This window comes from Rhodococcus sp. NPDC060084, from assembly GCF_042730335.1.
Taxonomy (GTDB): domain Bacteria; phylum Actinomycetota; class Actinomycetes; order Mycobacteriales; family Mycobacteriaceae; genus Rhodococcus.
This window is the reverse complement of sequence record NZ_JBHWWX010000012.1, coordinates 52,216-67,398: the sequence shown is the minus strand read 5'-3', so window position 1 is coordinate 67,398 and position 15,183 is coordinate 52,216. Positions and strand designations below refer to the sequence as shown.

At 67.8% G+C, this 15,183-nt stretch carries 11 protein-coding genes; 7 read left to right on the top strand and 4 right to left on the bottom strand.

Going from position 1 to position 15,183, the window contains the following annotated elements; translation table 11 throughout:
* Positions 1-126: 126 nt before the first annotated feature.
* Together ACFWBU_RS09480 and ACFWBU_RS09475 are read right to left on the bottom strand one after the other, a co-directional pair.
* Complete coding sequence (locus ACFWBU_RS09480) at positions 127-1,209, bottom strand: 3-deoxy-7-phosphoheptulonate synthase (RefSeq protein WP_378528115.1); 1,083 nt, start codon at positions 1,207-1,209, stop codon at positions 127-129.
* A gap of 380 nt (positions 1,210-1,589) precedes the next feature.
* Complete coding sequence (locus tag ACFWBU_RS09475; RefSeq protein ID WP_206036959.1) at positions 1,590-2,774, bottom strand: acyl-CoA dehydrogenase family protein; 1,185 nt, start codon at positions 2,772-2,774, stop codon at positions 1,590-1,592.
* A gap of 121 nt (positions 2,775-2,895) precedes the next feature.
* On the opposite strand from ACFWBU_RS09475, the gene treS reads away from it, so the two are divergent.
* Both treS and ACFWBU_RS09465 read left to right on the top strand, forming a co-directional pair.
* Positions 2,896-4,734 (top strand): maltose alpha-D-glucosyltransferase, encoded by a 1,839-nt coding sequence (treS, locus tag ACFWBU_RS09470; protein WP_169651909.1) that lies wholly within the window; start codon positions 2,896-2,898, stop codon positions 4,732-4,734.
* Positions 4,731-6,122, top strand: a complete 1,392-nt coding sequence (locus tag ACFWBU_RS09465; protein WP_169621208.1) for a phosphotransferase — start codon at positions 4,731-4,733, stop codon at positions 6,120-6,122. Before treS ends, ACFWBU_RS09465 begins: the two co-directional genes overlap by 4 nt.
* 59 nt (positions 6,123-6,181) lie before the next feature.
* Here the strand turns inward: ACFWBU_RS09465 and ACFWBU_RS09460 are convergent, their stop codons facing one another.
* Entirely contained in the window at positions 6,182-8,605 is a 2,424-nt protein-coding gene (locus tag ACFWBU_RS09460; RefSeq protein WP_169621209.1) for an ATP-dependent Clp protease ATP-binding subunit, read from the bottom strand.
* 159 nt (positions 8,606-8,764) lie between these two features.
* On the opposite strand from ACFWBU_RS09460, the gene ACFWBU_RS09455 reads away from it, so the two are divergent.
* The 3 genes from ACFWBU_RS09455 (at position 8,765) to ACFWBU_RS09445 (ending at position 12,046) form a co-directional block, all read left to right on the top strand.
* Positions 8,765-9,220: a MarR family winged helix-turn-helix transcriptional regulator gene (locus tag ACFWBU_RS09455; RefSeq protein ID WP_378528114.1), complete on the top strand. Its 456-nt coding sequence runs from the start codon at positions 8,765-8,767 to the stop codon at positions 9,218-9,220.
* Positions 9,221-9,227: 7 nt separating this feature from the next.
* Positions 9,228-9,650 (top strand): organic hydroperoxide resistance protein, encoded by a 423-nt coding sequence (locus tag ACFWBU_RS09450; RefSeq protein ID WP_169621211.1) that lies wholly within the window; start codon positions 9,228-9,230, stop codon positions 9,648-9,650.
* Between the two features lie 62 nt (positions 9,651-9,712).
* On the top strand, positions 9,713-12,046 hold the full coding sequence (locus ACFWBU_RS09445; RefSeq protein WP_378528113.1) for a DEAD/DEAH box helicase: 2,334 nt from the start codon (positions 9,713-9,715) through the stop codon (positions 12,044-12,046).
* Here ACFWBU_RS09445 and ACFWBU_RS09440 read toward each other — a convergent pair.
* Complete coding sequence (locus ACFWBU_RS09440; protein WP_378528112.1) at positions 12,033-12,929, bottom strand: oxidoreductase; 897 nt, start codon at positions 12,927-12,929, stop codon at positions 12,033-12,035. The two genes, ACFWBU_RS09445 and ACFWBU_RS09440, sit on opposite strands and share 14 nt — an antisense overlap.
* Before the next feature lie 159 nt (positions 12,930-13,088).
* Here ACFWBU_RS09440 and ACFWBU_RS09435 point away from each other — a divergent pair, with 159 nt between their 5' ends.
* Positions 13,089-14,261, top strand: coding sequence for a sigma-70 family RNA polymerase sigma factor (locus ACFWBU_RS09435; protein WP_378528111.1), 1,173 nt, complete (start codon positions 13,089-13,091; stop codon positions 14,259-14,261).
* Between the two features lie 150 nt (positions 14,262-14,411).
* Entirely contained in the window at positions 14,412-15,134 is a 723-nt protein-coding gene (locus tag ACFWBU_RS09430) for a GntR family transcriptional regulator (RefSeq protein WP_169621215.1), read from the top strand.
* Positions 15,135-15,183 lie beyond the last annotated feature (49 nt).

Sequence of the window (15,183 nt, the reverse complement as noted above, 5' to 3'; positions counted from 1 at the left end):
GCGCTGGACAGACCGAAAGGTGCTTGTACACAAATCATTTGCCATGTGCGGCATCTGCAGAGCGCTTCGGTGCGTCCTGCATTCGCTCCGACGTGGATGTCGGAGCGAATGCAGAAACCGAGTGGGTCAGGCGCGACGGGCACGCACCGCGTCGGCGAGCCGGTCGAGTTGGACTGCAGTGGTTGCCCAGTCGAGGCACGCGTCGGTGATGGACTTACCGTACTCGAGCTCGTCGGACGAGCCGAGCGTCAAGTCCTGCCGGCCGGCTTCGATGAAGCTCTCCAGCATCACACCGACAATGCCTTGTTCTCCGGCTTCGAGACGCTCGGCGATGTCGGTCACGACGTCGACCTGCTTCTCGTGGTTCTTGCTGCTGTTGCCGTGGCTCGCGTCGATGACCACCCGTTCCGGCAACCCACCCTTGCGCAGGCGCGCCATCGTGTCGGCGACGGTCTCGGCATCGTAGTTCGGGCCGGCGCTGCCGCCGCGGAGGATGACGTGGCAGTCCGGGTTGCCGACGGTCTGGATGAGCGCGGCCTGGCCGTCGAGGTCGGTGCCGGGGAACACGTGGCTCGCACCTGCGGCGCGGGTTCCGTCGACCGCGACCTGCACGTCGCCTTCGGTGGAGTTCTTGATCCCGACCGGCATCGACAGGGCGCTGCACAGCTGACGATGCACCTGGCTGGCGGCAGTGCGTGCACCGATCGCGCCGTAGGTGACCAGGTCGGCGTAGTACTGCGGGAGGATCGGATCGAGGAACTCGCAGCCGACGGGCAGGCCCAGGCTCGACACATCGAGCAGCAACTTCCGGCCGATTCGCAGGCCGGTGTTGATGTCGTAGCTGCCGTCGAGGTGCGGGTCGTTGAGCAGACCCTTCCAGCCGAGCGTGGTGCGCGGCTTCTCGAAGTACACACGCATCACGATGTGCAGGTCGTCGCGCAATTCGTCAGCCTTCGCGGCGAGCCGGCGAGCGTAATCCATGGCTGCGGCGGGGTCGTGGACCGAGCACGGGCCGACCACCACGACGAGGCGGTCGTCGGTGCCGTTCAGGATATTGACGGTGTCGGCGCGGCCGGATCGCACGGTCGCCGCCACGACGGCGTCAGGGGCGTATTCGGCGCGGATCTCCGACGGCGCGGCGAGCGGACTCACCCGCACGGTGCGCTGCTCGTCGAGATTGGTGGTGGAGATTCCAGTGGTGGAGCTCATCGGGTTGCGTTCCTGTTCTCGGTGAAGGAAGCCGACCCGGAAGAACCCTGAGATCCCGTCGAGCCGGTCTGTATCCGGCTCGTGGGTGAGGAAGTCAGCGCGCGGTCACGCCGACCGACCCACCCAGGGCCGGCCCGCTAAACCAAAAATAGGTGCGCTGCATAGCGACGGACTCTACCAGAACTCGCCGAACCGGTTCTGTGCCGCGGCACACCGACTCGCCCCGACGCTCCCCGGCAGGAACTTCGGGTCCGGGTGCATCTTCGCCGAACCTGTTCCCGGGCAAGCAGACACCTCCGCGAGGCGGCCGTATGCGACGCCGTTCCGCTCCCCGGTGCCGAGCAACGGATCGCCCTTCGGCGGCGCGAACGAGACGGTCCCTACCGCCACGGCACTCGCTCCGGGTCGCGCAGCATCCGGCGGGCGGTCGACATGCGATGCACCTCGTCGGGGCCGTCGTAGATGCGCGCATACCGTGCCCGCCGGTACATGGCCTCGAGGGGCGTATCCGCGGTCAGGCCCAGCGCCCCGTGTACCTGGATCGCCCGGTCGACGACGTCGTGCAGCATCCGCGCACCCCAGAACTTGATGAGACCGATCTGTACCCGGGCGTCCTCACCGGCGTCCATGACCCGGGCCGCGTCGAGCGTCATGAGGCGCGCCGCCTGAATCTGTGCGGCCGATTCGGCGACGTACCGCTGGATCTCGCCCTTGTCGGCGAGGAGCGACCCGTGTGCGAACCGGGCGTTGGCGCGCGCACACATCAGTTCGAATGCCCGTTGCGCCTGCCCGAGCCAGCGCATGCAGTGGAAGATCCGGCCGGGTCCGAGGCGGTCCTGGGCGACCAGGAAACCGTTGCCGCGTCCCCCGAGCACGTTGTCGGCAGGAACCCTGACGTCGGTGTAGCGCACCTCGTAGTGGTCGCTCGGGTCGTACCCCATCGTGGGGATCGACCGGACGATCTCGAAGCCCGGCGTATCCGTCGGGACGATGACAGCGCTGATACTGCGGTGAAGCGGCGTCGAGTCGGGTTCGGTGCGCGCGAACACCGTGCAGTAGCCGGCCTGCCGGGCGCCGGTGGTGAACCACTTACGGCCGTTGACGACCCACTCCGCTCCGTCCAGACGGGCGGTCGTCTGCACGAGCACCGGGTCGGAGCCGGCCACGTCGGGCTCTGTCATGCCGACCGACGGCAGGATCTCGCCGGAGACGAGACCGGGAACCCAGCGACGACGCTGCTCCTCGGTGCCGTGCCGATGCAGCATCAGCGCGTCCTGCATCGACACCGACCCCACTGCGAGCTGACCGAACTCCGACCGGCCGATGATCTCGTTGAGATAGACGAAGTCCAGGAACGGAACTCCCCCGCCACCGATCTCCTCCGGGTGCCCGAGCGCCCACAATCCGAGGTCCTTCGCGCGGCTCTTCAGCCCGTCCAGCGCCGCGGCGCCGTCGTCGTCCTGCCGCGACAATGTCGGCTCCAGCGGGATAACCTCCTCGTCGATGAAGGAACGCATCCGGGTGCACAGTTCGGCCACCCGGCCCTCCGGCCGATTCGCAGTCATGGGCGTCAATGTATCCGCGCACGCATGCCCTCACCTCGCTTTCAGCCGGGCCGGGTGTGGACCGGCCGACGCCGGGGAACCCTGAGGTTCCGCCCTGCACGATGACGAGCCCGGAGGTTTCATGCCAGCAGAAAGCCCAGCCGATCCGACCGCCCGAGCTGTGGAACCCGAGCACACCCCCGACGGGCACATCGTCGAGACACGGTCCGAGGATTTCGCGCATGCACGCAACCTTCCGATCGATCCCGACTGGTTCAAGACCGCGGTGTTCTACGAGGTTCTCGTGCGCGCGTTCAACGACTCGAACCACGACGGGACCGGTGACCTGCGGGGGCTGACCGAAAAACTCGACTACATCGCGTGGCTCGGGGCCGATTGCATCTGGCTGCCCCCGTTCTACGATTCCCCGCTGCGGGACGGCGGCTACGACATCCGCGATTTCCGCGCGGTGTTACCGGAATTCGGGACGGTCGACGACTTCGTGACGTTCCTCGACGAAGCGCACAAGCGCGGTATCCGCGTGGTGACGGACCTGGTCATGAACCACACCTCCGATACCCACGCGTGGTTCCAGGAGTCGCGTGCCGAACCCGACGGTCCCTACGGGGATTTCTACGTGTGGTCCGACAGCGACGAGGCCTACAAGGATGCCCGCATCATCTTTGTGGACACGGAGACCTCGAACTGGACGTGGGATCCGGTGCGCAAGCAGTACTACTGGCACCGGTTCTTCTCGCATCAGCCCGATCTGAACTACGACAACCCCGAAGTCCAGGACGCCATGCTCGACGTCCTCCGCTTCTGGCTGGACCTGGGCATCGACGGATTCCGGCTCGACGCGGTGCCCTACCTGTTCGAGCGCGAGGGCACCAGTTGCGAAAACCTGCCCGAGACCCACGCGTTCCTCAAGAAGTGCCGGGCGGTGATGGACGCCGAATACCCGGGCCGGGTCATGCTCGCGGAAGCGAACCAGTGGCCGTCGGACGTGGTCGAGTACTTCGGTGAGCCGGAGATCGGCGACGAGTGCCACATGGCGTTCCACTTCCCGCTCATGCCCCGGATCTTCATGGCGGTCCGTCGCCAGAACCGATTCCCGATCTCGGAGATCCTCGCGCAGACCCCGTCGATTCCCCGCACCGCGCAGTGGGGCATCTTCCTGCGCAACCACGACGAACTCACGCTCGAGATGGTGACGGACGAAGAGCGTGACTACATGTACTCCGAGTACGTCACCGACCCGCGGATGCGGGCGAACATCGGGATCCGCAGGCGCCTGGCCCCTCTGCTCGAGAACGACCGCAACCAGTTGGAGTTGTTCACGGCGTTGCTGCTGAGCCTGCCCGGGTCCCCGGTGCTGTACTACGGCGACGAGATCGGCATGGGCGACAACATCTGGCTCGGTGACCGCGACGCGGTGCGTACCCCGATGCAGTGGACTCCCGACCGCAATGCCGGTTTCTCCCGCGCCGATCCGGCGCGGCTGTATCTTCCGACCATCATGGATCCCACGTACGGGTACAACGCGATCAATGTCGAGTCCCAGCTGAACTCGACGAACTCGCTGTTGCACTGGACTCGCAGGATGATTCAGGTCCGCAAGCAGCACCCCGCGTTCGGCAAGGCGGCGTTCACCGAACTCGGCAGCGCCAACCCCGCGGTCCTGTCGTATCTCCGGGAGATGGAAACGACCCCGGATCGCAACTACAGCGACGTCATCCTGTGCGTGAACAACCTTTCCCGCTATCCGCAGGCCGTGGTGCTGGATCTGTCGAGGTTCGTCGGGTGGATCCCGGTGGAGCTCACCGGGTCGGTGCCGTTCCCATCGATCACCGAGGAGGGCTACATGCTCACGCTCCCCGGTCACGGGTTCTTCTGGTTCGCTCTGCAACCGGATCCCACGACAGAAGGCGCAGGATCACATCCCGTCAGCAGCGAAGCGGAAGCGGCGGTGCAGCCATGACCGAACAGAACGACAGCCGCTATCCGGACGCCGACCTCGAAGCGGGCCTGGCACACTGGCTCCCACGTCAGCGCTGGTTCGCCGCGAAGGGCCACACCATCACCGGCGTGCGGATCGTGTTGCGGCAGACACTCGCCGACGAACCCGGGTTCGGCGCCGACCACGTCCTGGTGGCCGTCGACTTCGAGGACACTGCCGAGCAGATCTACCAGGTGCCGTTGGGGTACCGATCGCACCTGCCGGACGATCTGGCTCCGTGGACGTTGGCGACACCGGATGACGCGGGGCACAGTGTGTTCGTCTACGACGGTCTGCACGACCAGGACATCATCGGCCTGTACGCGCAGAGCCTGAGCAGTGGCCGCCCGAAGGGGCCCGTCGATCTCCATACCCTCCCGGGCGCGGAGTTCGAGGCGGGCATGCGCGGGCGCCCGCTCGGCGCGGAGCAGTCGAACACGTCCGTCGTACTCGGCGAACGCCTCCTGCTCAAGATGTTCCGTCGTCTCACGTTGGGTATCAACCCCGACGTGGAGTTGCACCTCGCGTTGACCGAAGTGGGCTGCCGCTCCGTGGCACCGATCCGTGCGTGGATCGACGCCGATGTCGAAGGTGTCCGCACGACGCTCGCGATGGCCCAGGATTTCGCCGCCAATTCCGCGGACGGGTGGGCGATGGCGCTCGGAAGTATCCGCGATCTCCTCATCGAAGGGGATCTCCGGGCCGACGAGGTCGGTACGGATTTCGCCGGTGAGTCCTACCGGATGGGGACGGCGGTCGCCGAGGTCCATTCGGATCTCGCCGCCGCGCTCGGGGAATCCCAGCGTCCCGCGTCCGGACTTGCGGCCGCGATGAGCCGCAGGCTCGAGGCCGCCGCCGCCGAGGTCGAGGAACTGGTGGAGTTCGTGCCCGCGATACAGGCGAGGTTCGACGAAGCCGCCGCGCTCGGTCCCGTCACGGTGCAGCGCATCCACGGCGACCTCCATCTCGGGCAGGTGCTGCGCACACCGGAACGGTGGCTGCTCATCGACTTCGAGGGTGAACCCGCCAAGTCCCTTGTCGAACGCCGGCATCCCGACACCCCGCTCCGCGACGTCGCGGGGATGTTGCGTTCCTTCGATTACGCCGCCCACCATTCGGTGCGAGAGCGTGATCCCGACGGCGCCACGGCGCAGCGTGAGTTCCGGGCGCGGGAATGGGCAGAACGCAACTCCGCCGCGTTCTGCGACGGGTACGCCGCAGCATCCGGATCCGATCCGCGCGACATCGGGCCGTTGCTCCGTGCGTACGAAATCGACAAGGCCGTCTACGAAGTGGTGTACGAAGCGCGGCACCGCCCGTCGTGGCTCCGTCTGCCCCTCAATGCGATCCGGAGGTTGTGCAAAGCCTGACGACCGACGTACGAAAGGGCGGGTGTGTGCAGTGCACACACCCGCCCTTTTTCGGAATCTCAGACCACCTGCAACTCCAGTTCGTCGCCGGCGACGTCGACTTCGACGCGTCCGCCCTCGACCAGCGTGTCGTCGAGCAGCAGATCCGCGATGCGGTCGTCGACAACCCGTGCGATGGACCTCCGCAACGGGCGGGCACCGAACTCGGGCTGGTGCCCGTGACGGGCGATCCACTCCACGGCCTCGGGGCTGAAGTCGATCTCGATGCCCTTGGCCTGGAGCCGCTTCCGGCTCTCGTCGAGCAGGAGATCGGCGATCCGGTGCAACTGTGCGTCGTCGAGCCTGCGGAAGACGACGATCTCGTCGATGCGGTTGAGGAACTCCGGCCGCATCGATTCGCGCAGCCGTCCCATCACCCGGTCGCGCAGCGGCTTCTCTTCCGCCTCCGCGTCGCCGGTGGTGAACCCGATGGCCCCACCACGGCTGGAGATGATGTCCGATCCCAGGTTGCTGGTCATGATGACGACGGTGTTCGTGAAGTCCACCGTGCGGCCTTCACCGTCGGTGAGACGGCCGTCGTCGAGCACCTGCAACAGGGTGTTGAACACATCCGGGTGCGCCTTCTCGATCTCGTCGAGCAGCACGACCGAGTACGGGTTGCGACGGACCTGCTCGGTCAGCTGACCGGCCTCGCCGTAGCCGACGTACCCGGGCGGGGCGCCCACGAGACGGCTCACGGTGTGTCGTTCGCCGAACTCGCTCATGTCGACACGCAGCATCTTGCGCTCGTCGCCGAACAGGACCTCGGCCAGCGCCTTCGCCAGCTCGGTCTTACCCACGCCGGTCGGGCCGAGGAACAGGAAGCTGCCCACCGGGCGATGCGGATCGCTCATGCCCGAGCGGCTCCGGCGGACGGAACGTGCCACCGCGCGCACCGCCTCGTCCTGGCCGATGACGCGCTTGTGCAGCTCGTCCTCCAGTGTGCGGAGACGGTCCTTCTCCACCTTGGTCATCTGCGTGACGGGGATTCCCGTCGCGCGCGAGACGACCTCGGCGATCAGTTCGGTGCCGACCACCGGGACGTCCGCATCAGCCGGCGCACCGGAGTCGATGCGCTGCTGGATCCGGACGATCTCGTCGCGGACGCGCGAGGCTTCCTCGTAGTCCTCGGCCTGCACCGCGCGGTCCTTCTCGGCTTCGAGTTCGACGAGCCGGTCCCGCAGCTGTGCACCGTCGACGCGCGGGGTGTGCAGCCGCAACCGCGCACCGGCCTGGTCGACGAGGTCGATCGCCTTGTCCGGCAGGTGCCGGTCGGGCAGGTATCGCACCGACAGGTCGACGGCGGCGTCGAGGGCCTCGTCCGTGTAGCGGACACCGTGGAATTCGGCGTACCGGTCACGCAGTCCGTGGAGGATGGCGACCGTGTCCTCACGGCTCGGCTCACCGACCATCACCGGACCGAAGCGCCGTTCGAGCGCCGGGTCCTTCTCGATGTGCTTGCGGTATTCGTCGAGTGTCGTGGCACCGACGATGTGCAGTTCGCCGCGGGCGAGCTTGGGCTTGAGGATGTTCCCCGCGTCCATCGCCCCGTCGTTGCCGCCACCGGCGCCGACGACGGTGTGGAGTTCGTCGATGAAGACGATCAGTGCGCCCGACTGTGCGGTGATCTCGTCGAGCACCTTGGTGAGGCGTTCCTCGAAGTCGCCGCGGTAGCGGGTGCCCGCCACCATGCCGGTCAGGTCGAGTTGGACGATTCGCTTGTCGCGCAGGTTTTCCGGTACCTCGCCGTCCACGATGCGCTGGGCGAGCCCTTCGACGATCGCGGTCTTGCCGACACCTGCCTCGCCCAGGAGAACCGGGTTGTTCTTGGTGCGGCGGGACAGGATCTCGAGCGTCTGCTCGATCTCGTCGGCGCGGCCGACGACGGGGTCGATGCCACCGCTCCGAGCGCGCTCGGTGAGGTCGACACCGAATTGGTCGAGCGTCGGGGTCGCGGAGTCGCCACCCGCTTCGGCCGGCGGCACCGGCTGGAGCGCCGTCTGCAGGGACTGCGGGGTGACACCGAGGGAGGCGAGCAACCGTCCCGGGGCGCGGGTCTGGTCCGCGGCGAGCGCGAAGAACACGTGCTCGGGGTCGATGTAGGTCGAGCCGAGCGCGCGCGAGAGCTGATGTGCCTCCAGCAACGCGGTCTTGACCGCCCCACTGAGTGCGGGAGCCGACACGCCGGAGTCCGGGTTGCTCTGCGGCAACCGCTGGTCGACAGCCGCGACGACCGCGGCCGGATCGGCTCCGGAGCGGGCCATGACGGTGCGGGCCGGATCGGTTTCCGCCATGGCGCGGAGGAGGTGCAGCGCATCGAGGTCGGCGTCGCCGCGTTCTGCGGCGAAGCGAGCCGCGACCGCCATCAGTTCCTGCGTACCGCGGCTCATGAAGCGGGAGAGGTCGATTCGGCCGGGTCCGCCAGGCCCGAAGAATGCCGTCATTCCGAAGCCTTTCTCTTGACTTGAGCCTTACTCACTCAACTAACGTGCCGAACACTTCATCAATTCCGAAGCCCTAGGGCAAATGAAGGTGAGCTACGTCACGGCGAACGAGGAGATTTTGTATTGTGCACAACACAACGGTGCGCTACTTTATTTCACGTGTCGGATCCTTTCGCTCTCGATCAGCAGGTGTGCTTCGCGCTCTACCGCGCGTCGCGCGCCACCACCGCGGTCTACCGGCCGCTCCTGGACCGACTCGGCGTCACCTACCCGCAGTACCTGGTACTGCTCGCACTGTGGGAACGCGACGCGCGCGGAGTGCAGGACCTGTGCGACGCCCTCGACCTCGACACCGGCACACTGTCGCCTCTTCTGAAGCGACTCGAGTCGGCCGGGCTCGTCGAACGGACACGGCAACGCGACGACGAGCGACGTGTCGTCGTACGCCTCACCGACGCCGGCAACGCGCTCCAAAAAGAAGCCGCGGGCATCCCCGGTTGCGTGGCGCGCGCAGGCCGTCTGGAACTCGAGGAACTCGCCGAACTCCGCGACACGCTCCACCGCCTGACCGCCGCGCTGCAGCACGCAGCCGGCGACACCCCCGAGGAAAGGTAGGACCGCCATGAAGATCCTCTACACCGCAGAAGCCCTCGCCACCGGAGCCGGACGCAACGGGCACGCTCGCACCAGCGACGGTAAGCTCGACGTCGACCTCGCCATGCCCACCGAGATGGGCGGCAACGGCGAAGGCACCAACCCCGAACAGCTGTTCGCCGCGGGCTATGCGGCGTGCTTCCACTCGGCACTGCAGATGATCGCCCGTCAGGAGAAGGCCGACATCAGTGACTCCGCCGTGGGCGCCCGCGTCGGTATCGGCCCGACCGACGGTGGCGGATTCGGCCTCGCCGTCACCCTCGAGGTCACCTTGCCGAAGCTGTCCGCCGAACAGGCCCGCGAGCTCACCGAGAAGGCTCATCAGGTGTGCCCGTACTCCAACGCGACCCGCGGCAACATCGAGGTCACCCTCGAGATCTCCGAAGACTGACCGATTACCCGGGCCACCCGGCCTCACCACGTGTCCACGCCGCGTCCGCGTAGCGTGGACACGTGGGTATGCAGGACGGGTCGCGGCTCGCGAAGTTCGCGGCCGAGGTGGGATTCACGCTCGACGACTTCCAGATCGACGCCTGCCGTGCGCTGGAAGAGAACCGAGACGTGCTGGTCTGCGCCCCGACCGGAGCCGGGAAGACGGTGGTCGGCGAGTTCGCGGCCTACCTCGCGCTCGAGTCTCGTCAGAGCTCACCCACGTTCCGGCACTCGACTCCTCGCGGCACCTGCTTCTACACCACGCCCATCAAGGCGCTGAGCAACCAGAAGTACAACGACCTCGTCGAGCGATTCGGTGAGGGCGAGGTGGGCCTGCTCACCGGGGACATCACCCTTCACCCGCACGCCCCCGTCGTCGTCATGACGACGGAAGTCCTGCGCAGCATGCTGCATTCCCGCTCCCCCCTCCTCGACGGCCTCACCCACGTCGTGATGGACGAGGTGCATTATCTGGCCGACCGGGAACGAGGCGCGGTCTGGGAAGAGACGATCCTCTACCTTCCCCGCTCGGTGCGGCTGGCCAGCCTGTCGGCCACGGTGAGCAACGCCGAAGAATTCGGGGCATGGATCCGCCGGGTGCGCGGCGAGACCACCGTGATCGTCGACGAGGTCCGCCCGGTCCCGCTCACCCAGCACATGCTCGCCGGGGGGCGGTTGTTCGCCCTCTTCTCCCCCGGCACCGGGACCGTCGACGACACCCTCGACCGTTACATCGCACATCGGCAACTCGCCGACGCCGCTCCATCCCCCGGAGCGAGGAAACGCCGTAAGCGCCGGACCTCGGCACCCCTTCCCGCGGGCGGTGATCGCCCGGAGATCGTGGCGCGGCTCGAGGCCGAACAACTCCTGCCCGCCATCTGGTTCCGCTTCAGCCGGTCGGGATGCGACGCCGCCGTCACCGAATGCCTCGACTCTTCCCTGCGTCTCACCGAGGCGGCGGAGGTCCCGCAGATCCGCGCGATAGCCGACCGGCACACGGCTTCTCTGCCCCCGGCCGACCTCGACGCGGTCGGCTACTCCGACTGGATCGAGGGGCTCGAGCGTGGATTCGCCGCACACCACGCCGGCCTCGTTCCGGCATTCCGGCACGCGGTCGAGGACCTGTTCACGCGCGGGCTCGTCCGCGTGGTGTTCGCGACCGAAACCCTCGCGGTGGGGGTCAACATGCCGGCCCGCACCGTCGTACTCGAACGTCTCGTCAAACCGACGGCAGCCGGACCTGTGCGCCTGACGCCCGGGGAATACACCCAGCTCACGGGCCGCGCCGGTCGGCGCGGGATCGACGAGGAGGGGCACGCCGTGGTGCTCTGGCAGCCCGACACCCTCCCCGCCACCGTTGCCGGACTCGCCTCGACGCGCGCCTATCCCCTGCACAGCTCGCTGCGCGTGGGCTACAACACCTGCGTCAATCTGATCGACCGCGTCGGCCTCGACGGCGCACGCACACTTCTGGACCGTTCGTTCGCCCAATTCCAGGCGGAGCGATCGGTGCGCGCGCTGTCCGACGCGGTACGGACGAATACCGCGCTGATCGCCGACCTCGAAGCCGAACTCGCCGATGCAGCAGGTTTCACCGAATACCGGAGTCTGTACGAGCGTCTCGCGTTCGCGCGCACCACGGCATCCGCGGACACCGTCACCGCGCTCGCCCGCGCGGTGCGTTCACACCCGGGCCACCGGCGGCCCGACCGGGCGCACCTCCTGGCCGTCGCGGGCCGGCTCGGCACCCTGGTCACCGACACGGAACGAATGCGCGTGCGGATCGAGGGCGTCACCGGACGTCTGCGCACCACGTTCGATCGCACCCTCGCCGTGCTCGAGGAACGCGGCTACGTGATCCTCGACCCGGCCGGTGAGTCGGCGTACGTCACCGACGACGGACGACGGCTCGGCCGGATCTATTGCACGAGCGACCTTCTGGTGGCCGAATGCGTGCGGACCGGAGCATGGGACGGGCTCGAACCCTGCGAGCTCGCGGCAGTGGTCTCGACCGTGCTCGGCGAGACGCGGCACCGCACCGCCGCGGCGTCCGGACGGACCACCCCGGCGGTGGACGAGGCCCTGCGCGTCACCATGCGCCTCTGGGGCGAACTGGCGGCAGCGGAACAGCGCCACGGTTTGACGGTGAGCCCCGACCCGGACCCGGTGGCCGTCGGGGCCGTCCACAGCTGGGCCCGCGGCGACGGCCTTGCCGCAGCGCTGCGCGTCGCGTCGGAATCGGGGCTCTCCGCGGGTGATCTCGTACGTCGCTACCTGCGCACCCTGGACCTCGTCGACCAGACCGGTCTGTGCCGCCGCGACGCCCTGCCTCCCGTGTCGTTCACGTTGACGTGAGCGGTGACCGCACGTCGCACAACTGCTCGGACAGCGACCACAGGCTCGCGGCGACGCCCTGGTCGTGCGACCGCGCGTTGGACTGCACCTTCCCGGGGTGTCCTCGCATCTCGAACAGGCCGCCGGGCCCGTAGAAACCGCCGGGTTCCGCATCCGCGGCGGTCGCGGCGTAGAGGGACGGGAGTGCTCCCATCGCGGCCGACTGACCGATGACCGGAGTCACCCACTCGACGAGCTTCCCGTACCGCGACTCGCTCCGGTACTGCAGGTTCGTCGACGAGTAACCCGGGTGTACCGCAAAGGATTTCACCGGTGATCCGTGCGCGGTGAGCCGTCGCTGCAACTCGTAGGCGAACAGGAGATTCGCCAGCTTCGACTGGCCGTACGCGGGCCACCGCTCGTAGCGGCGCCGCTCCCAGTTCAGATCGTCCAGATCGATCTTGCCGATCCGGTGCATGGTGCTGCTCACGGTGACGACGCGATCGGTGATGCGCCCGAGAAGGAGCATGGTGAGCGCGAAGTGGCCGAGGTGGTTGGTGCCGATCTGCATCTCGAAGCCGTCGGCGGTCCGCCGCAGCGGCACCGCCATGACGCCCGCATTGTTGACCAGCACATCGATGGTCGGGTGGGTCGCGGCGAGGTCCGCGGCGAACGCACGCACCGACGACAGGTCCGCGAGGTCCACTTTGCGCACCTGCGCGTTCGGACCGATGTCCGCGGCCACCTCCTCTCCCTTCGCGACGTCGCGGCACGCCAGCACCACCTGGGCGCCGGCACGCGCGAGCGCCCGCGCCGTCTCGGCGCCGAGGCCGCTGTTCGCACCGGTCACCACGACCGTGCGGTTGCTCTGATCGGGAATGTCGTTCGCTGTCCATGCCGCCATACCCCGCACACTACGTACGCATCCGAACCGGCAACAGGGCTCGCCGGACTCTCGCCGGACCGAGGCATTCCCTGTCTGCCCCGCGCCTCGTAGAGTGCACCCGGGCGCGAGTCCCGCAGGGGCACACGGGGGCGCGGACGAAGGGGAGGGGTTGCATCGATGGCGTACCGGAACGGGTCTGCCGACCGCGAGGTCGGCGAGGCACTGCGGCAGGGAGATCCCGCGGCGACAGCACGGCTGTACGACTTGTACGCGCCCGGATTGTTCGCGTACGCCTGCGGGTTCGTCGACGCATCGACTGCCTCCGATGTCGTGCACGACTCGATCTGGATCGCGGTGCGCCGAATCGACGCTCTCCGCGACACCGGCTTGTTGCGGGCGTGGCTCTACGCGATCGTCCGCTCCGAGTGTGCGCAGCCCGGGCGTGCTGCCGGCACGGTCGGCTTCGTTCCCGCCACCGATCCCGCGGCGCCACCGCTCCGTCCCCAGTTGTACGCGGTCCGCGACGCGGTGGGCAGCCTCGGCGCGATCGAACGCGAGGTCCTCGAACTGGCGGTGCGCCATCATTTCACCAACCAGGAGATCGACGCGATCCTCGGATCCGCCGCCGGAGACGGCCGCCCGTTCGCTCGCGCTCAGCAAGCGGTCGACCTGGCGGTACCGGCCGTTCCGAATGCGACCGGATTGTTCGCGGCCGTGCCGCCCGTCCCGCTCCCCCGCCGCCTGCGCGACCGTGTGCTCACGGCAACGCCCCTCGACACGGAACTCGCCGACATGGGACGCCGTATCGAACCGTTGAACCGGAACGGATTCCCCGTCGCCCGCCGTGGGCGCCGGAAAACGGCAGCGATCGCCGCGGTGGCAGCGGTGCTGGTCCTCGCCGTAGTCGCCGTGGTCGTCCTGCCAGGTTCGGAACCCGAGGAATTGTCGGCACCACCCTCTCCGACGTCCCGTTCGGTGGATCTTCCCCCGTCCCAGACACCCGTCGTCACGGCCTCTCCCGTAAGCAGATCCGAGACGCCGACGACGGAACCCCCGATCTCTAGCACCACAGCCGAACCCATCGTCGAGACCACCGTCTACCCCGGTGCCGGCACGGTGATTCCGGTCGAGGAAAACGTGGTCACCACCTCTGCCCGCACCTCTCCACCCACCTCTCAGCAGGTGTCGGTCACGTCCACAACCCGCGACATCACTCGGTACCCGCGGCGGACGAAGCCCCAGGACGACAGTCGCTCGGAGGACAAGGAGCGGGACGAGCGCCCCGCGACCACGCCCCAGCCCACGACGCGCGCCACGCTCCCGACGACCACGCGGGCAGCGGCCCCCTAGCGCACCCGCCGATGCCGGTTGGTGTTCTCGGCGTCGACCGAGGGCCCGGCGACTCGTCGCTGTCACACGAGCGAGACGCAGCGGACACATCAGGGGCTTACCGTCGCGTCGTCGTCGCCCGTGTTCGCCGGACAGGAAGGAGCCACCGCCGTGGCGCCACGTCGCAGATCGGTGCTTGTCGACCGGCTCCGAGTGGACGTACCCGGACGGCCCCAGGACGCGATCCTCGAGGAGTTGCGGCGCGTGTTTCTCTCGGGCGCAGCACCACCGGGCACACCTATACCGGTGGGTGAGGTCGCGGAGATGTTCGGAGTCAGCCGCATCCCCGTCCGCGAGGCACTCAAGACCCTCATCGGTGAGGGACTCGTCACCCATCGCCAGAATCACGGGTACACCGTCGCCCAGTTGACGGCGGAGGAACTGCGCGAGTTGTATCTCGTCCGGGAAACACTCGAATCGGCCTCGCTCGCGGCGGCTGTGCACAACGCCACCCCGGAGGACTACCGGCTCGCCGAGCAATCACACAAAATACTCGAACGCTCAGTGCACGAGCACGACTCGCACACCTATCACCGCGAGAGCCGCGTGTTCCACATGACGCTCGCTCGCCCGTCCCGGATGCACCGGCTTCTGCACATGCTCGAATATGCCTGGAACATCACCGAACCGGTCCAGCCGATGGTGCACGTGAGCGACGCGGAACGTGCCGACCTGCACCACGAACACCAGGCCATGCTCGACGCGTTCCTCGCGCGTGACACCGAGCAACTGCTCGCGGCCTACGAGCATCACAACCGGCGCCTCGACGCAGCCATCGCGACGCTTGCGGCAGGTGCCGGGCTGCTGCCCGCGGAAGATATACAGTTCGGGTAATCCTGCGGCAACCTCGCGCAATTAGCGTTCGGCGCATCGAGTTTCCCCA

Coding starts and splice junctions, on each gene's coding strand:
- ACFWBU_RS09440 (WP_378528112.1), bottom strand. CDS start 12,929: ATGGCGGCATGGACAGCGAACGACATTCCCGATCAGAGCAACCGCACG.
- ACFWBU_RS09480 (WP_378528115.1), bottom strand. CDS start 1,209: ATGAGCTCCACCACTGGAATCTCCACCACCAATCTCGACGAGCAGCGC.
- ACFWBU_RS09460 (WP_169621209.1), bottom strand. CDS start 8,605: ATGACGGCATTCTTCGGGCCTGGCGGACCCGGCCGAATCGACCTCTCC.
- ACFWBU_RS09450 (WP_169621211.1), top strand. CDS start 9,228: ATGAAGATCCTCTACACCGCAGAAGCCCTCGCCACCGGAGCCGGACGC.
- ACFWBU_RS09465 (WP_169621208.1), top strand. CDS start 4,731: ATGACCGAACAGAACGACAGCCGCTATCCGGACGCCGACCTCGAAGCG.
- ACFWBU_RS09435 (WP_378528111.1), top strand. CDS start 13,089: ATGGCGTACCGGAACGGGTCTGCCGACCGCGAGGTCGGCGAGGCACTG.
- ACFWBU_RS09475 (WP_206036959.1), bottom strand. CDS start 2,774: ATGACTGCGAATCGGCCGGAGGGCCGGGTGGCCGAACTGTGCACCCGG.
- treS (WP_169651909.1), top strand. CDS start 2,896: ATGCCAGCAGAAAGCCCAGCCGATCCGACCGCCCGAGCTGTGGAACCC.